This window comes from Curtobacterium sp. MCBA15_016, from assembly GCF_001865105.1.
Classification (GTDB): domain Bacteria; phylum Actinomycetota; class Actinomycetes; order Actinomycetales; family Microbacteriaceae; genus Curtobacterium.
The window spans coordinates 19,640-37,557 of record NZ_MJGR01000017.1; the positions used below are offsets into that span (position 1 = coordinate 19,640).

A 17,918-nucleotide genomic window follows, 5' to 3' on the forward strand; every position below is an offset into this window, starting at 1 on the left:
CCTGGTCGGAAGTTCCGACCAGGTACGCCCGATTCGTCATGGCAGCGCGCGTGTCGTGGGAAGGAACGTGCGAGGCGACCGCCTGGAGGCGCGGTGCCGGCCCGCCGGGCGTGCGCCGCGCCTCCAGGCAGGCACGTTCGCACCCGGTGGCCGGGTCCGCCGCCGAGACACAGCGGAACGCCCCCGCACCGGAGAACCGGTGCGGGGGCGTTCGTGGTGCGGTGCGTGTCAGACGCCGAAGTAGAGCTCGTACTCGAACGGGTGCGGGCGCTGCGCGAGCGGGAGGATCTCGTTCTCGCGCTTGTAGTCGATCCAGGTCTGGATGAGGTCCTCGGTGAAGACGTTGCCCTTCGTGAGGAACTCGTGGTCCGCCTCGAGCGCCTCGAGCGCCTCGTCGAGGGAGCCGGGGACCTGGGGGATGCCCTTCGCCTCTTCCGGCGGGAGCTCGTAGAGGTCCTTGTCGACCGGCTCGTGCGGCTCGATGCGGTTCTGGATGCCGTCGAGGCCCGCCATCAGCTGCGCGGCGAACGCGAGGTACGGGTTGCCCGAGGCGTCCGGCGCGCGGAACTCGATGCGCTTGGCCTTGGGGTTCGTGCCCGTGATCGGGATGCGGATCGCGGCGGAGCGGTTACCGGCCGAGTAGACCAGGTTGACCGGGGCCTCGAAGCCCTTCACCAGACGGTGGTACGAGTTGATCGACGGGTTCGTGAAGGCGAGCAGCGCCGGGGCGTGCTTGAGGATGCCACCGATGTACCAGCGGGCGAGGTCGGACAGGCCGCCGTAGCCGTTCTCGTCGTAGAACAGCGGCTTGCCGTCGCTCCAGAGGGACTGGTGGGTGTGCATGCCCGAACCGTTGTCACCGAAGAGCGGCTTCGGCATGAACGTGGCGACCTTGCCCCACTGGTCGGCGGTGTTCTTGACGATGTACTTGAACTTCAGGATGTCGTCCGCGGCGTGGACCATCGTGTCGAACTTGTAGTTGATCTCCTGCTGGCCGCCGGTGCCCACCTCGTGGTGCGAGCGCTCGAGCTCGAAGCCCGCCTCGATCAGCTTGAGGGTGATGTCGTCGCGGAGGTCGGCCGTCTTGTCGACCGGCGACACGGGGAAGTAGCCGCCCTTGTAGGGGGTCTTGTTGGCGAGGTTGCCGCCCTCTTCCTCGCGACCGGTGTTCCAGGCGCCTTCCTCGGAGTCGACCGAGTAGAACGACTTGTTCTGGGTGACCGAGTAGCGCACGTCGTCGAAGATGTAGAACTCGGCCTCGGGGGCGAAGAACGCGGTGTCCGCGATGCCCGTCGACGCGAGGTACTTCTCCGCCTTCTTGGCGACCTGACGCGGGTCACGGCCGTAGATCTCGCCGTTCCGCGGGTTGTAGATGTCGAAGATCATGATCAGCGTGCGCTCGGCGCGGAACTGGTCGATGTACGCCGTCGTCACGTCGGGGATGAGCTGCATGTCGGACTCGTGGATCGACGCGAAGCCGCGGATCGAGGAGCCGTCGAAGAGCTGGCCGACCGAGAAGAAGTCCTCGTCGACGGTGGAGGCCGGGATGTTGAAGTGCTGCTGCACACCCGGCAGGTCCGTGAACCGGATGTCGAGGAACTTGACGTCGGTGTCCTTGATGAAGGCCAGGACCTCGGAGGAATCGCTGAACATGTGGGCCGATCTCCAATGGGTTGGGTGATGTCGGAGGGTCCATCTCGGCACCCTTCGACGAGGCTATTGACACCGAGTTTCCCGGACATGACTGGATTGTTTCGTGCGTGTTACGTCGACCCGTTCGCCTACGCTGGGACGATGGCCCGCAGCACCAGTTCGTCGTCCGCGTCGTCCTCCGGGGGATCGGGGCATCCCGACGGCTGGCCGGGCAAGGACCTCGGTCTGCCGGAAGAGGGGCCCCGCAGCGTCGGGCGGATCGGCCGCCGGATCGTGGCCCTGCTGATCGACGGTGCGCTGGCCGACCTCGTGGCGTACGTGACCGGTGTGTGGTCGCCCGTGAACGGATCGGGGGACATCGCGCATTCGTGGATCCAGATCGCGATCTTCGCCGTGCTGCAGATCCTGTTCATCTGCCTGCTGTCGGGGTCGTTCGGGCACGTGTGCGTCGGGCTCCGGGTGGTGCCGATGCGTGGCGGGTACGTCGGGGTGTGGCGACCGGTGGTGCGGACGGTACTGCTGTGCCTGGTCGTGCCGGCGCTGATCATCGACCGCGACAGCCGTGGGGCGCACGACCGGATCGCGGGGACGGTGTTGGTGCGGCGCTGAGGGGGCTGCGGCGCGGAGCGCGTGGCGCGGGCGGCGCGAGAGCGCGGCGGCGCGGGGCGCTGAGCGCGCAGCGGCGCGGAGCGGGCGGCGTGAGAGCGCGGCGCAGCACGGTGCGAGGTTCCGTCCTCCGTGCGAGCAGGCGCCCGTCCCACGGTGCGCCGAACCTCGCACGGTGCGCGATCGACCCATCGCCGACGTTCGGACCGCCAGCGCACGGGACCCGCGCTGCACGGTGCGAGGTGCTTCGCCGGGCATGAAGTTGCCCACTCGGTGCCGCACTTCGAGCCCGCACCGCGTGGTCGACCTCGCACCGACAGGCGAGAGCCGTACTGCGCGACGCCGCTGACCCCACCGCGCCACCGCCCACCCCGCCACGCGGCCCGCCGACGCAGAACGCCCCCGACCTGGCACGGTCGGGGGCGTTCGTCGTCTGTGGGGGAGTCCGTCAGCGCGGACGTCCCGCGCGGGCCCGCATCGGGTCCATCCCCTTCGGGATCGCCGCGGCCGGGCTCTGCGTGAGGGAGTCGAGCCGGTTCGCGACCGCCAGGACCTCGTTGCGGTTGAGCGCCTTCTTGAACTTGTTCATCGCACGGGGGAGCTTGTGCAGCGTCACGGAGTCGTCACCGTCGCCGTCCTTGCCGCTGGCCACGTGCACGACGTGCACCGGGACGTTCGGGACGATGCGCTGGACCTTGCGGCGCTCCTCGTCGACCTGGCGGTTGAGGTTGCCGCGCTGGCCCTCGGTGATGAGCACGACACCCGGGGTGCCGACGGCCCGGTAGACAGCGGCCTGCGAACGACCGTGCACCGCGACCGGCATCTCGCTCGAGCGCCACTGACGGCGGAGCGAGTTCGACAGCACGGCACCCACGGCACCGGGCTGCCCCTCGATCTGCGAGTAGGCGGCACGTTCGGCCAGCCGACCGAGGACGATCAGGAAGAGCAGTACACCCAGCAGCACGCCGGCCACGATCCAGAGGATGATCGCGAGCCAGTTCTGCCCGGGCAGCAGCAGGGCGAGCAGGACGCCCAGCACCACCGGGACGACGAACGCCAGGGCGAACCACCAGACGGAGCTCGGGTCCGCCCGACGGGTCATCGTGAAGACCTGGTACATCTGCTTGAGACGACCCGGCTCCTTCGCCGTCGTACCTTGAGAACTGCTGCGTGCCATGCGACCAGGATACGGCCTGTCCCGACTTCCGAGGACCGTCGATGCTCTGGCTGTGGGCGAACAGCGTTCTCCACAGGACGGCGTCCCGTCCGCCGGAGGCTGGGCGGGCCCGGCCAGGCTGTCCGGATGCAGACGCTCTCCGATCACGTCCGGTGGCACGCGGTGGACGACGAGCAGCCGTTGCTCGCCTGGTTCGCCGACCGCGCCGCCGTCGCCCCGGATCCCTCGGCGCGGCACCTCGTCCCGGTCGTCGGCGTCGGCCGGCTGGCGGACGGACGGCTCGCCGTCGACGTCCTCCGTCCCGCGGGGACGGTGCTGTCCGCGGCACTCGACACCCTCGGCACGCCGACCACCGGTGTCGCCGTGACGCTCACCGTGCCGATGCTCGAGCTCGCAGTGACCGAACGGTCCGGCGCGGTCCAGATCGGCTCCGCGGGGCTCGACGACGTCCTGGTGGACGATGCCGGTGCGGTCGTGCTGTGCGACCGGCCACCCGGGTCGGACGGCGTCCGTCGGTCCGACCAGAGCGGCGCGAGGGTCCTGGTCCTCGCGGCCCGGCTGGTGTGGGAGCGGACCGAGGCAGGTGCGCCGGACCGTCCGGCCGTCGATGGCGCTCTCGCCGAGGCCCTCGACGGCGACACGACGGCGCTGCGTGCGGCGCTGGCGGTGGTCCGGGCCGCCGCGGCGCCGCGCCCGATCCGCTGGGAACGGCCGTCGGACGACCTGCTCGTCGGGTTGCCCGAGCGCACGTCGATGCCACCGGGGCCGGCTGGTTCCCTCGAGACGGCGCTGCGCGGGGTCGTCGAGCACGGCCTCCCGATCGGCGGTGGGAGACGGCTGCCGCTCCGACGAGCGCTGGTGGGGATGGTGGTCGCGGCGGGGCTGACCGCGGCGGTGGCCTTCACGATCGGCTGAACACGCCAGAAACGGGGAACGGCCCCGATCCACAGTGGGATCGGGGCCGTCCGGAGTACGACGAGCGCTGGGCTCAGTACCCGAGGTTCGGGCCGAAGTTGCCCTCCTCGAGGCGGTTCTTCACCGCGACGAGGTAGCGCGACGCGTCGGCGCCGTCGATGATGCGGTGGTCGTACGACAGCGCGAGGTAGACGAACGAACGGATCGCGATGGCCTCTTGCCCGTCGACCTTCACGACCGCCGGACGCTTCGTCACGATGCCCGTGCCGAGGATCGCCGACTGCGGCAGGAACACCACGGGGGTGTCGAACAGCGCGCCACGCGAACCGGTGTTCGTCAGCGTGAACGTGCCACCCGCGAGCTCGTCCGGCTTGAGCTGGTTGTTGCGGGTGCGCTCGGCGAGGTCCGCGATCGACTGCGAGAACTGCGCCAGGTTCAGCGACGCCGCGTCCTTGATCACCGGGGTGAGCAGGCCGCGCTCGGTGTCCACCGCGATCGAGACGTTCTCGGTCTCCGGGTAGACGATCTCCTCGCCCTCGACGGTCGAGTTGATCTTCGGGTGCGCCTTGAGCGCCTCGGACGCCGCGAGGGCGAAGAACGGCATGAAGGAGAGCTTCGAACCGGTCTTCTCGAGGAACTCGGCCTTGTGCGCGTCACGGAACTGCGCGACCTTGGTCACGTCCACCTCGACGACGCTGGTGAGCTGCGCGGTCGAGGTCATCGACTGCACGGCGCGCTCGGCGACGACCTTGCGGAGGCGGGTCATCTTCTCGCGGGTGCCACGCAGCGGCGACACCTCGGCGACGAAGGGGCCGGACGGGGCCGCAGCGGCGGAACCACCGGCGGCCGGGGCCTTCGCAGCGGCTTCGGCAGCGGCGAGGACGTCTTCCTTGCGGATGCGTCCGCCGACACCGGAGCCGGTGACGGTCGAGAGGTCGACACCCTGCTCGTTCGCGAGCTTGCGCACGAGCGGGGTGACGTAGCCGGAGGCCGAGGCGTCCTGCGTCGGGTTCGGCACCGAGGCGCTGGCGGCCGAGCCACCCGAGGCGGCAGCCGGAGCCGGAGCGGCAGCCGGAGCCGGGACCGCTGCCGGCGGGGCAGCGGCGGGCGGCGGGACCGGAGCGGCCTGCGGCACCGGGGCGGCGGCGGGCGGTGCTGCCGGGGCCTGCGGCGCAGCGGGCTGCGTCTGACCGGCGGGGGCCGGCTCGGGCTCGGTCGGCTCCGGGGCAGGGGTCTCGGACTCCTGCTCGGTGCTCGGGGCTGCCTCGGGCTCCTCGGCGTCGGCGGCGGCCTCGTTCGAGGACTCGTCCGACTCGGTGGAGCCGCCGTCGGAGGAACCACCGTCGGACGACCCGTCGCCGATCTTCACCAGCGCGGTGCCGACCTCGACGGTCTCGTCCTCCTGCACGAGGATCTCCTCCACGACGCCGGCGATCGGCGACGGGATCTCGGTGTCGACCTTGTCGGTCGAGACCTCGAGCAGCGGCTCGTCGACCTCGACCCGGTCACCGACGTTCTTCAGCCATCGGGTCACCGTGCCCTCGGTGACGCTCTCGCCGAGCGCCGGGAGGTTGACGGATTCGCTCATCGGGTGGACTCCTCTTCGCAGGGGTGGTTCGTGGTGGTGGTCATGGTGTTCACAGTGCGTGCAGCGGCTTGCCCGCGAGGTGCAGGAAGGCCTCGCCGAGTGCCTCGTTCTGCGTCGGGTGCGCGTGGACGAGCGGCGCGACGTCCTCGGGGTAGGCCTCCCAGTTCACGGCGAGCTGTGCCTCGCCGATGAGCTCGCCGACCCGGGCGCCGATCATGCTGACGCCGACGACGGGGCCGTCGACCACACGGACGACCTTGACCGAACCGGACGTGCCGATGATGTGGCTCTTGCCGTTGCCGGCGAGGTTGTACTCGTACGAGTCCACCTTGTCGGCGCCGTACTGCTCCTCGGCCTTGGCCTGCGAGAGACCGACCGATGCGACCTCGGGGTCGGAGTACGTGATCTTCGGGATGTTCTTGTCCTCGATGATGACCGGGTTGAGCCCGGCGATCTCCTCGGCGACGAAGATGCCCTGCTGGAAGCCGCGGTGCGCGAGCTGCAGGCCCGGAACGATGTCGCCGACGGCGTACACGTTCGGGATGTTCGTGGCGAGGCGCTCGTTCGTGGTGACGAACCCGCGATCCATCGCGACGCCGACCTCGTCGTAGCCGACGTTCTGCGTCACGGGGCCACGGCCGACCGCGACGAGCAGGATGTCGCCGTCGAAGGTCTTGCCGTCCTCGAGCGTGACGACCACGCCGTTCTCGTGCTGTTCGACGCCCTGGAACCGGACACCGAGCGAGAACTCGATGCCGCGCTTGCGGAACGCACGCTCGAGCTGCTTCGACATCGACTCGTCCTCGGCCGGGACGAGGTGGGGGAGCGCCTCGACGATCGTCACCTCGGCACCGAAGGACTTCCAGACGCTGGCGAACTCGACGCCGATGACGCCACCACCGAGGATGACGACCTTGTTCGGCACGTAGTCCATGCGCAGGGCGGTCTCGGAGGTGATCACGCGACCACCGATCTCGAGGCCGGGGAGCGACTTCGAGTAGGAGCCGGTCGCGAGCACGATGTTCTTGCCGGTCACGGTCTGGTCGCCGACCTGCACGGTGTTCTGCGAGGTGAGGCGGCCCCAGCCCTCGACGACGGTGATCCCGCGCGCCTTGATGAGCCCCTGGAGGCCCTTGTACTTCGACGAGATGACGCCCTGCTGGTACTCGATGACCTTCGGGACCTCGACACCGGCGAACTCGGCGATGACGCCGTACTTCTCGGCGTCGCGCGTCGCGTCGGCGACCTCGGCCGCGTGCAGCAGCGCCTTCGTCGGGATGCAGCCGCGGTGCAGACACGTCCCCCCGAGCTTGTCTCCCTCGATGAGCGCGACGCTCATGCCGAGCTCGGCGGCCCGGAGCGCAGCGGCGTAGCCACCACTGCCGCCACCGAGGACCACGACGTCGTAAGTCTGTTCCGTCACCTGGTGCAACTCCCTCGTGCGTGTCGGGACCGATCGGGCCCCACTGGACACCGCGGCGGCGGCGTCCGACGGTCGGACCGCATGGTTCCGGTCCCGTCCCGTTGGTTTCCGGCGGGGGCGCGTCGAGCGCGCCGTCCCGCCGGAGTCAAACCTACTACTTGGCCTGGAGCTCTTCTGCGAGCGAGATGAGCGTCCGGACCATGGCGCCGGTCGCGCCCTTGCCGAGCCACCCGTAGCCGCCGCCCTTGTTCTCCGACGGACCGGCGATGTCGAGGTGCGCCCACGGGATGCCCTCGCCGACGAAGCGCTCGAGGAACTTGCCCGCGAGCAGCATGCCGCCCGCCGGGTTGCCGACGGTGGCGTTGACCATGTCGGCGACCTCGCTCGCGAGTCGGGCGTCGAGCTCCTCGGGGAGCGGCATCGGCCAGATCGGCTCCGCCACGGCCCCGGCGACCGCGCGGACCTGCGCGACGAGGTCGTCGCTGCCCATGAGCCCGGTGGTGCGGTCGCCGAGCGCGACGACCTGCGCCCCGGTCAGCGTCGCGACGTCGACGATGGCGTCGGGCTGCTCGAGCGACGCGGCGGCCATGCCGTCACCCAGCACGAGTCGGCCCTCGGCGTCGGTGTTCGTGACCTCGACGGTCTTGCCGTTCTTCAGCGTGAGGACGTCGCCGGGGCGCGTGGCCGAGCCGGAGGGCATGTTCTCCGCCAGGCACAGCCACGCCGTGACGCGGACGTCGAGTCCGAGACGCGCGGCGGCGACGGTCGCGGCGAGGACGGTGGCGGCACCCGTCATGTCGGTCTTCATGCCGAGCATGGAGGCGGCCGGCTTGAGCGAGAGACCACCCGAGTCGAACGTGATGCCCTTGCCGACGAGTGCGAGGTGCTTCGTCGCGGACTCCGGCGCGTACCGGACGACGACGAGCCGCGGCGGGCGCTCCGAGCCGCGACCGACACCGAGGATGCCGCCGAAGCCCTGCTCCTCGAGCGCGGTCTCGTCGAGGACCTCGACGGTGAGGGGGAGCCCCTCGGCCTGCGCACGTGCGACGTCGGCGACGTCCGCCGGGCCGAGGTCACCGGCAGCGGTGTTGACGAGGTCGCGCACGAGCGTGGCGGCGTCGCCGACGATCGCCGGGCGGACGGTGGCGTCGGCCGCGGCGGAGGGTGCCAGCACGGTCACCTGCTGGTCCCCGCGGGCAGGACCGGTCGTGCCGGCGCCCTTGTGTCGGGTGAACGAGTAGGCACCGAGCGCGGCGCCCTCGAGCGCGGCGTCGACGAGCTCGGTCGTGTCGGTCGGCAGCGCGAGGACGATCGACGACGCGAGGGGGAGCTGGCGGACCGCGCTGCCGGCGGCCGAGCGGAGTGCCGCTGCGTCGGTGCCGGAGCCGAGCCCGATGAGCGCGATGCCCTGCGCGTCGACACCGACGGCGGGGATGCGCACCAGCTGGTCCTTCGCACCGGTCGCACCGATGGCAGCGAGGTCGATGCCGTCGAGCGCGGAGAACGGCGTCGTGGCGGGCGTCGCGATGGTCGCGGGAGCGCCGTCGGACCCGGGCCGGACACCGAGCACGAGGACGTCGGCGGAGATCGAGGCGGGAGCGGAGGAGTCAGTGGAGAGCGTCGGTCGGACCATGCCCCAACCCTATCCAGCAGGTGTTCGCTGTCGGCGTGGCCGCCCGGCACCGGGGGACACCGGCTCCCCGCCTAGCATGGGGACGGTGAACCACCCCGAGGAGCTCTACACCTTCGCCGAGGACGCGCCGTCCGTCCCCGAGGGGCTGCACCTGGTCGCCGGACTCACCGGGTTCGCCGACGCCGGCTCGGCCGTGGCGCAGGTGACGACCGCCGTCCTGGACGACCTCGAGACGGAGCTCGTCGCCGAGTTCGACCCGGACGTCCTGCTCGACTGGCGTGCACGCCGCCCGGTGATCACCTTCGAGCACGACCACATTGCCGCCGTCGAGCCCCCGCGGCTCCGGCTGCACCTCGTGCGCGACGAGATCGGCCAGCCGTTCCTCTTCCTCTCCGGGTACGAGCCGGACTTCCAGTGGAACCGGTTCGTCCGCGCGGTCACCGACCTCGCCGCCCAGCTCCGGGTCGCCGACACCACCTGGGTCCAGTCGATCCCGATGCCCGTTCCGCACACGCGCCCGATCAGCCTCACCGTCTCCGGCACGCGCGCCGACCTCGTCGAGCAGATGAGCGTCTGGAAGCCCGAGACCCAAGCGCCCGCGAACGTCCTGCACCTCGTCGAGCACCGGCTGTCCGAGCTCGGCGAACAGGTCACCGGACTCGTCCTGCTCGTCCCGCACTACCTGTCCGACACCGAGTTCCCGGACGCCGCCGTCGCGGCGCTCTCCGGCATCTCCGCCGCCACCGGCCTCATCTTCCCCTCCGACGAGCTGCGCGAAGAAGGACGCGAGTTCCGCACCCGCGTCGACGAGCAGGTCGCCGGCAACGAGGAGCTGCAGCGTCTGGTCGGGGTGCTCGAGGAACGGCACGACACCTACATGGAGGGCAACCCGATCGCCTCGCCGCTCACCGGCGTCGACGGGCAGGTCCCCACCGCAGACGCGATCGCCGCGGAGCTGGAACGCTTCCTGGCGGACCGCCGCACCGACGGCGACGCGAGCGGCGACTAGCCGTACCGATCAGCCGCACCGACGTGGCGGAGGCGGGTCGCGCCTCCTGGACCGTCGGACGGGAGGCGCGACACCCGTCCGCCCCGCTCGTCACGTTCTCCACAGCCCGTCCCGGCGGCGGTGCCGCCCCCGCTAGCCTGGTGACGTGAACTCCCGCCGCGCCTTCCTCGTGTGGGGCGTCGCGGTGCTGGCGTACGTCCTCGCGGTCGTGCAGCGGTCCTCGCTCGGGGTCTCCGGGGTCGACGCGCAAGACCGCTTCGCGGTGTCGGCGGCGGTGCTGTCGACGCTCGCGGTGGTGCAGATCGCCGTCTACGCCGGACTCCAGATCCCGGTGGGGATCGCCCTCGACCGCGTCGGGCCGCGCCGACTCGTGCTGCTGGGGGCAGCGCTGCTCGTCGCCGGCCAGGCCGTGGTGGCGGTGTCGCCCACCATCGGGCCGGCGATCGCGGGGCGTGTCCTCGTCGGCGCCGGGGACGCGATGACCTTCATCTCCGTGATCCGCCTCGTGCCGATGTGGTTCAGCGGGCCGATCCTGCCGCAGATCTCGCAGTGGACCGGAAACCTCGGCCAGGTCGGGCAGATCCTGTCGGCGTTCCCCTTCGCCGTGCTGCTGCACACCGCCGGGTGGTCGCCGGCGTTCGGCGTCGCCGCGGCCGCGAGCGCCGTCGGGCTCGTGCTGGCGTTCGTCTTCGTCCGGAACGGCCCGGTGCCGGTGCGCACCGACACGATCCCGCTGCCGCACACCTGGCGGGGCGCGTTCCACACCTTCGGGCACGCGCTGCGGCGTCCCGGTACCCAGCTCGGCTTCTGGTCCCACTACGTCACGCAGTCCTCCGGAACGGTCTTCTCGCTGCTCTGGGGAGTCCCGATGCTGCGCGGGCTGGGGTACTCCCCGTCCGAGGCGGCCGGCTTCCTCACCGTGATCGTCGTCACCGGGTTCGTCGTCGGGCCGGTGCTCGGCGTGCTCTGCGCCCGGTTCCCGCTGCGGCGGTCGAACCTCGTGCTCGGGATCGTCGTCGCCCTCGCGGTGGTGTGGACCGCCGTGCTCGTGTGGCCCGGGCAGCCGCCCACGTGGCTGCTGATCGTGCTCGTCGTCGTGATGGGGATCGGCGGGCCGGGGTCGCTCATCGGGTTCGACTTCGCGCGGTCCTTCAACCCCGTCGGCTCCCTCGGGTCGGCGAACGGCGTGGTCAACGTCGGCGGGTTCCTCGCCGCGTTCGTGATGATGTTCCTGATCGGCACGATCCTCGACCTCGCGTCGTCGGCGTCGGGGCAGACCGTGTTCGCGTGGACGAACTTCCGGCTGGCCCTCACCGTGCAGTACGTCGTGGTCGGGATCGGCGTCGTGATGCTGCTGCACGCCCGTCGTCGCACGCGCCGGGTGCTGCACGCCCAGGACGGAATACGGGTGGGGCCGCTCTGGGTTGCACTCGTTGCGCGCCTGCGGAAGCGGAGCGTGCAATAATGAACGCGGACCCGTTCGGGCCTCCTGTGTCTCGGAGCACTCCAGTGCGCCGCAGAAACCGGGGGACTTGACATGGGTCCTAGTGCTGCCCGGAACGGTAGGACCTGATGACGCGGGAGACCGCGGCGCAGGCCCTGGGCGGCGAGGGAGGCCACGACCCCACGAACGTGGCACGACGAGAGAGGTGATCGCATGGCTGCCCGGAGCACGACGATCGATCCCACGAAGGACACCGAGCCCGAGGGCACCGCAGCAGAGAGCGCTGCGGAAGCCGAGGGGACGGCCGCGCCGAAGAAGCGCGCCACCAAGACCACCGCCAAGAAGGCCGCCCCGAAGAAGGCCGCCCCGAAGGCGAAGAAGAAGGCCGACGACGACGAGGACATCGACGAGGAGACCCCGGTCGCCGAGGCCGACGCGACCGACGACGCCGACACCGAGACCGACGAGAAGGACACCAAGCCGGACGCCGCAGCAGCGGTCGCCGCGGGTGCGCTCGTCATCTCGCAGTCCGACGACGACGAGGCGCCGGTCTACTCCACGACGATCACCGGTGCCACCGCCGACCCGGTGAAGGACTACCTCAAGCAGATCGGCAAGGTCGCCCTCCTCAACGCCGAGCAGGAGGTCGAGCTCGCGATGCGCATCGAGGCCGGCCTGTTCGCCGAGGACAAGCTGCAGCACTCGACCGGGCTCTCGAAGCCGGAAGAGCGCGAGCTGCGCTGGGTCGCCCGTGACGGTCAGCGCGCGAAGTCGCACCTGCTCGGCGCGAACCTCCGCCTGGTCGTGTCGCTCGCCAAGCGCTACACCGGCCGCGGCATGCAGTTCCTCGACCTCATCCAGGAAGGCAACCTGGGCCTGATCCGTGCGGTTGAGAAGTTCGACTACACCAAGGGCTTCAAGTTCTCGACCTACGCCACCTGGTGGATCCGTCAGGCGATCACCCGTGCCATGGCCGACCAGGCCCGCACGATCCGCATCCCGGTCCACATGGTCGAGGTCATCAACAAGCTGGCCCGCGTCCAGCGCCAGATGCTGCAGGACCTCGGTCGCGAACCCACTCCGGAAGAGCTCGCCCGCGAGCTCGACATGACCCCGGAGAAGGTCGTCGAGGTGCAGAAGTACGGCCGCGAGCCCATCTCGCTCCACACCCCGCTGGGTGAGGACGGCGACTCGGAGTTCGGCGACCTGATCGAGGACACCGAGGCGGTCGTCCCGGCCGACGCCGTCGGGTTCACGATGCTGCAGAAGCAGCTCGAGAGCCTGCTCGACTCCCTCTCCGAGCGTGAGGCGGGCGTCATCCGCATGCGCTTCGGTCTCGGGGACGGCCAGCCGAAGACGCTCGACCAGATCGGTGACACCTTCGGCGTGACGCGTGAGCGCATCCGTCAGATCGAGTCCAAGACGATGGCGAAGCTCCGCCACCCGTCGCGGTCGCAGTCGCTGCGCGACTACCTCGAGTAGGCCGATGCGCTTCGTCATCCCGATCCTCGTCGGGCGGATCCTCCGCGCCCTCGCACGTGCGCGGGGCGGGGGGTCCGCCTACCCCGGGTACATCGTGCTCAAGCTGGTGCCGAACTTCCTCCAGCACGTCACCGCGCAGTTCCCGAACGGCGTCGTCTTCGTGCTCGGTTCGAACGGCAAGTCGACGACGACCCACATGATCTCCGACATCGTGCGGGCGCACGGGCTGCGGGTCTTCACGAACCCGTCCGGGGCGAACCTGCCGCAGGGCATCGCCTCGGCGCTGCTGTCCGAGGTGTCGCTGACCGGCAAGCTCAAGGCGGACATCGGCATCCTCGAGGTGGACGAGGCCTTCGCGGTCGAGCTCGCCGGGATCCTGTCGCCGTCCACCGTGACGATGCTCAACGTCCAGGTCGACCAGCTCTACCGGTTCTTCGAGACCGAACGCGTCGCGACGATGATGCTCGACACCGCGGCCCTGTCGACCGCGAACGTCATCACCAACCGTGACGACCAGTTCCTCGACGCGTACGTCGGCACGGACGGCCAGCGCGTGCTGCGCTTCGGTGCCAGCGCCGAGGTCGTCGCCGCCGCGCCGAACGGCCTGCAGAACGCCGACGACTTCGACCGGCAGGACGCCGTGCCGAACGTGGCCGACGCCGAGGTCGTGGTGAACACCGGCGACGGAGCGACCATCCGCTTCGACGGTGCCGAGATCCCCGTCCGCCTGCCGGCTCGCGGGCTGCACTACGCCGTCGACGCGGCAGCGGCCACCGCGACGGCGAGTGCCGCACTCGGTGCGCAGTTCCGCGCCGACGCCGTGACGACGGCCTTCGGCACGATGAAGCCGGCGTACGGACGCGGTGAGCGACTCCCCATCGCGGGCGAGTCCGCCGAGTTCACGATGTTCAAGAACGCCGCGAGCCTCCAGCTCAACCTCGACGCCCTGCCGGACCACCCCGAACAGGTGCTCATGGCGATCGACGAGGGCACGCCGGACATCTCCTGGATCTACGACATCGACTTCTCGAAGCTCGACCACGTCGACGTCGTCTCCGGCGACAAGGCCTGGCAGATCGCGATCGCCCTCGAGCACGCCGGTGTCCGCATCGGCCGGGTCGAGCCCGACGTCGAGGCCGCGATCAAGCAGATGGAGCAGCTCGGTTCGACGACCTCCGGGACGAAGAACTTCATCGTCAACTACGAGATCATGATGATCGCCCGCAAGGCCCTCGGCCACCCGGACATGGAGAAGACCGCATGACGGCCGACCGGCTGACCATCCTGCACGTCTACCCCCGCCAGATGGGCGTCTCGGGCGACCGTGGCAACGTGGCGGCCCTGGTCCGTCGTGCCGCAGCCGCGGACATCGCCACCGAGGTGCTCGAGTACGCGCCGGGTGACGAGCTCCCCGCCGCGGCGGACGTCGTCGTGATCGGCAACGGACCGCTCAGCGCGATGCGGTCGCTCGGTGACGACATCGCACGCATCGGTGCTCCGCTCCGCGACTTCGCCGCTGCCGGGGTGCCCGTGGTGGCCGTCGGCGGCGGGTTCGACCTCGCCACGACCGAGGTCGTGCCGACGGACGGTGCTCCCGTGACCGGCTTCGGGGTCTTCGACGCGCGTGCCGTCCGCGGCGCCGAGCGTCGGGTGAACTACTTCGTGCTCGAGACCGCGTACCCGCTGCTCCCCGGAGCCCCGTCGCGCCTCGCCGGCTTCGAGGACCACGCGACGCGCATCGAGCTCGGTGCCGGTGTCCGTCCGTTCGCCGACGTCGTCTCCGGCGGCGGCAACCAGGCGGGCGCCCCGGTCGAGGGCGCGATCGTCGGCAACTCCTTCGGCACGCACACGCAGGGGCCGATCCTGCCGCTCAACCCGCAGCTGACCGACGGCGTCCTCGCCGCGGCCACCGCTCGGCTCGGCCGCGAGTACGCACCGGACCCGGAGCGCACCGCGTCGATCGACCGCTACGCGCGCGAAGCGCGGGCAACCGTCGACCGCTACGTCGACAAGGCGTTCAAGCGGATCGCTTGACCCGACCCGCAGACAGACAGGAGGCGCGGTGCCAGCTGGCACCGCGCCTCCTGTGTGTTCAGCGCTCGCGTCTGTGCGCGCTACTTCGACTCGTAGAGTCGGCTGCTCTCGTCGTGCCACTCGATGGCGGTCGCCGCGAGCTTGTCCTTGAACTCGGCGCCGTGGTGCGCACAGAAGTACAGCTCACCGCTGGCCATGGTGGCCCGGATGTACGCCTGCGCGCCGCAGCTGTCGCAACGGTCGGCAGCGGTGAGCTGGTGGCTGCTGACTTCGTCGATGGAGAGGTCCTGCACGGTCTGGGTCATTGCTGTGCTCCTCACGGATCGCAGGTGGTGCGGCTTGGTCCACCTATTTCAACACGTGATGCCTGAGAGTGGCGCATTGTGATCGCCCGTTTCGCTCAGCGCGGATCGGCTGTCCCCAGTCCGAGTGTCCGCGCGGTGGTGTCGGTGCGGATCGCTAGCATCGGAAGGTGAGCTCCGACTACTCTGCACGCCATCTCTCCGTCCTCGAAGGGCTCGAGGCGGTCCGCAAGCGTCCGGGCATGTACATCGGGTCGACGGACTCCCGCGGGCTCATGCACTGCCTGTGGGAGATCATCGACAACTCCGTCGACGAAGCCCTCGCCGGGCACGGTGACGAGATCGGCGTGCTGCTGCACCCCGACGGTTCGGTCGAGGTCCGCGACACCGCTCGTGGCATCCCCGTCGACGTCGAGCCGAAGACCGGTCTGACCGGGGTCGAGGTGGTGTTCACGAAGCTCCACGCCGGTGGCAAGTTCGGGTCCGGGTCGTACGCCGCGTCCGGTGGGCTGCACGGTGTCGGTGCCTCGGTCGTGAACGCGCTGTCGGAGCGCCTCGACGTCGAGGTCGACCGCGGCGGCAAGACCTACGCGATGTCGTTCCACCGCGGTGAGCCGGGCACGTTCGCCGGCGACGGGCCGGACGCGCCGTTCACCCCCTTCACCTCCGGCAGCGAATTGCGCGTCGCGGGCAAGGTGAAGAAGGGCGTGACCGGGTCCCGCGTGCGGTACTGGGCCGACCGGCAGATCTTCACCTCCGACGCGAAGTTCAGCACCAGCGACCTCGTCAGCCGGGCGCGCCAGACGGCCTTCCTCGTGCCAGGGCTCGGCATCACCATCACCGATGCGCGGCCCGCCTCGATCGAGGCAGCGGCCGCGCGGGCGGAGGCCACGGGCACTCCTGTCGAGCCCGGTCCCGTCGTCGAGCGCTTCCGGTACGAGGGCGGGATCGGTGAGTTCGTCGAGCACCTCGCCCTCGACTCCGCCGTCACCGACGTCTGGCGCATCCAGGGGACCGGCACCTTCACCGAGACCGTGCCGATGCTCGACGACAAGGGCCACATGGTGTCGACCTCGGTGTCGCGCGAATGCGAGGTCGACCTCGCGCTGCGATGGGGCAGTGGCTACGAGACGGTGTTCCGCAGCTTCGTCAACATCATCGCGACTCCGAAGGGCGGCACGCACCAGGCCGGCTTCGAGTCCGGCGTGGTCAAGGCCGTGCGCGCCCAGGTCGAGGCGAACGCCCGCAAGCTCAAGGTCGGGCAGGACAAGCTCGAGAAGGACGACGTGCTCGCCGGCATGACCGCGGTGCTCACCGTCCGCCTGCCCGAGCCGCAGTTCGAAGGTCAGACGAAGGAGGTCCTCGGCACCCCGGCGGTCCGGAAGATCGTCGACCAGGTCGTGTCGAAGCGCCTCACCGAGATCCTCACGTCGACGCAGCGCACCGAGAAGGCCCAGGCAGCGACCCTGCTCGAGAAGGTCGTCGCCGAGATGAAGACGCGCATCTCGGCCCGGGCGCACAAGGAGACCCAGCGCCGGAAGAACGCGCTCGAGAACTCCTCGCTGCCGACGAAGCTCGCCGACTGCCGCAAGCAGGACGCCGAGGGCACCGAGCTCTTCATCGTCGAGGGCGACTCCGCGCTCGGCACCGCCAAGCTCGCGCGGAACAGCGAGTACCAGGCGCTGCTGCCGATCCGCGGCAAGATCCTCAACGTGCAGAAGGCGTCCGTCTCGGACATGCTCTCGAACGCCGAGTGCGCCTCGATCATCCAGGTCATCGGCGCCGGCTCCGGCCGGACGTTCGAGATCGACCAGGCCCGCTACGGCAAGGTCATCATCATGTCCGACGCCGACGTCGACGGCGCCCACATCCGGACGCTCCTGCTCACGCTGTTCTTCCGGTACATGCGGCCGATGATCGAGCAGGGTCGGGTGTTCGCCGCCGTGCCGCCGCTGCACCGGGTCGTCGTGGTGAACCGCGGCAAGGCGAACGACACGCTGTACACGTACTCCGAGGCCGAGCTGCAGGCCGTGCTGAAGAAGCTCGAGAAGCAGGGCAAGAAGTACCAGGAGCCGATCCAGCGGTACAAGGGTCTCGGCGAGATGGACGCCGACCAGCTGGCGGAGACCACGATGGACCGCACGCACCGGACGCTGCGCCGGGTGAACATCACCGATGCCGAGGGTGCTGCGAAGGTCTTCGAGCTGCTCATGGGCAACGACGTGGCGCCGCGCAAGGAGTTCATCCTCGCCGGCGAGGGCCTCGACCGCGACCGTATCGACGCGTAGGCGGCGGCGCGCTGCGCGCGCGGCGCGCGCCGCGCGCGGCGCCGCCGAGTCTCGCCTCAGCGGACAGTTTCGCGCGGCGGCGGCGCGAGTTCTGTCCGCGAGGCCGAGTCTCGGCGCCGCCGTGCGGCGCGACCTCACGCGCCTGGCGACACGTCACGCGGCGCTGGCGCCGTGACGTGTCGCCAGCCGCGTGAGTTCGCAGCGCGGTCGGGTGGTCGGGGCGGTGGTCGTCCCCATGGTCGGACGGGAGGCGCGGTGCGGGGCCGTCCCGCGCCTCCCGTCCGCGTGCTCACGCGGTGAGCGACAGTTCACGCGGCGAGGGCCCCGTGAACTGTCGCCTGGCGCGAAAAGCCGCCGCCGGCGC

At 70.4% G+C, this 17,918-nt stretch carries 14 protein-coding genes; 8 read left to right on the forward strand and 6 right to left on the reverse strand.

The genetic code is table 11. The features are described from left to right. Positions 1–228: 228 nt before the first annotated feature. Positions 229–1,653 carry a type I glutamate--ammonia ligase gene (glnA, locus tag BIV03_RS07685; protein WP_070418787.1) on the reverse strand — a complete coding sequence of 475 codons (1,425 nt, stop codon included), beginning with the start codon at positions 1,651–1,653 and terminating at the stop codon, positions 229–231. A 141-nt stretch (positions 1,654–1,794) separates the two neighbouring features. On the opposite strand from glnA, the gene BIV03_RS07690 reads away from it, so the two are divergent. Then, positions 1,795–2,262, forward strand: a complete 468-nt coding sequence (locus tag BIV03_RS07690; protein WP_070418788.1) for an RDD family protein — start codon at positions 1,795–1,797, stop codon at positions 2,260–2,262. Between the two features lie 445 nt (positions 2,263–2,707). Here the strand turns inward: BIV03_RS07690 and BIV03_RS07695 are convergent, their stop codons facing one another. Beyond that, complete coding sequence (locus tag BIV03_RS07695; protein WP_071295244.1) at positions 2,708–3,436, reverse strand: DUF4191 family protein; 729 nt, start codon at positions 3,434–3,436, stop codon at positions 2,708–2,710. A gap of 126 nt (positions 3,437–3,562) precedes the next feature. On the opposite strand from BIV03_RS07695, the gene BIV03_RS07700 reads away from it, so the two are divergent. Beyond that, positions 3,563–4,351: a hypothetical protein gene (locus tag BIV03_RS07700; protein ID WP_071295245.1), complete on the forward strand. Its 789-nt coding sequence runs from the start codon at positions 3,563–3,565 to the stop codon at positions 4,349–4,351. Positions 4,352–4,424: 73 nt separating this feature from the next. Here BIV03_RS07700 and sucB read toward each other — a convergent pair whose 3' ends face one another. From sucB to BIV03_RS07715, 3 genes are all read right to left on the reverse strand, one after another. Then, on the reverse strand, positions 4,425–5,939 hold the full coding sequence (gene sucB, locus BIV03_RS07705; RefSeq protein WP_071295246.1) for a 2-oxoglutarate dehydrogenase, E2 component, dihydrolipoamide succinyltransferase: 1,515 nt from the start codon (positions 5,937–5,939) through the stop codon (positions 4,425–4,427). A 49-nt stretch (positions 5,940–5,988) separates the two neighbouring features. After that, positions 5,989–7,362: a dihydrolipoyl dehydrogenase gene (gene lpdA, locus BIV03_RS07710; protein ID WP_070418792.1), complete on the reverse strand. Its 1,374-nt coding sequence runs from the start codon at positions 7,360–7,362 to the stop codon at positions 5,989–5,991. Between the two features lie 154 nt (positions 7,363–7,516). After that, a complete protein-coding gene (locus tag BIV03_RS07715; protein WP_071295247.1) occupies positions 7,517–8,995 on the reverse strand; it encodes a leucyl aminopeptidase in 1,479 nt (492 codons plus the stop codon). 76 nt (positions 8,996–9,071) lie between these two features. On the opposite strand from BIV03_RS07715, the gene BIV03_RS07720 reads away from it, so the two are divergent. The 5 genes from BIV03_RS07720 to BIV03_RS07740 all read left to right on the forward strand — a co-directional run bounded on the left by BIV03_RS07720 (position 9,072) and on the right by BIV03_RS07740 (position 14,964). Then, the gene (locus tag BIV03_RS07720; RefSeq protein WP_070418794.1) at positions 9,072–10,004 is read left to right on the forward strand and encodes a proteasome assembly chaperone family protein; all 933 of its coding nucleotides are present in this window, start codon (positions 9,072–9,074) and stop codon (positions 10,002–10,004) included. Between the two features lie 145 nt (positions 10,005–10,149). After that, on the forward strand, positions 10,150–11,469 hold the full coding sequence (locus BIV03_RS07725) for a nitrate/nitrite transporter (RefSeq protein ID WP_071295248.1): 1,320 nt from the start codon (positions 10,150–10,152) through the stop codon (positions 11,467–11,469). A gap of 192 nt (positions 11,470–11,661) precedes the next feature. Beyond that, positions 11,662–12,930, forward strand: a complete 1,269-nt coding sequence (locus BIV03_RS07730; RefSeq protein ID WP_070418796.1) for an RNA polymerase sigma factor — start codon at positions 11,662–11,664, stop codon at positions 12,928–12,930. A 4-nt stretch (positions 12,931–12,934) separates the two neighbouring features. After that, positions 12,935–14,194: a MurT ligase domain-containing protein gene (locus BIV03_RS07735; RefSeq protein WP_070418797.1), complete on the forward strand. Its 1,260-nt coding sequence runs from the start codon at positions 12,935–12,937 to the stop codon at positions 14,192–14,194. Then, on the forward strand, positions 14,191–14,964 hold the full coding sequence (locus tag BIV03_RS07740; protein ID WP_071295249.1) for a type 1 glutamine amidotransferase: 774 nt from the start codon (positions 14,191–14,193) through the stop codon (positions 14,962–14,964). Before BIV03_RS07735 ends, BIV03_RS07740 begins: the two co-directional genes overlap by 4 nt. A gap of 80 nt (positions 14,965–15,044) precedes the next feature. On the opposite strand, the gene BIV03_RS07745 is transcribed toward BIV03_RS07740, so the two are convergent. Then, on the reverse strand, positions 15,045–15,269 hold the full coding sequence (locus tag BIV03_RS07745) for a hypothetical protein (RefSeq protein ID WP_070418799.1): 225 nt from the start codon (positions 15,267–15,269) through the stop codon (positions 15,045–15,047). 167 nt (positions 15,270–15,436) lie between these two features. Between BIV03_RS07745 and BIV03_RS07750 the strand changes: the two genes are divergently transcribed. Next, positions 15,437–17,554: a type IIA DNA topoisomerase subunit B gene (locus tag BIV03_RS07750; protein ID WP_071295250.1), complete on the forward strand. Its 2,118-nt coding sequence runs from the start codon at positions 15,437–15,439 to the stop codon at positions 17,552–17,554. Positions 17,555–17,918 lie beyond the last annotated feature (364 nt).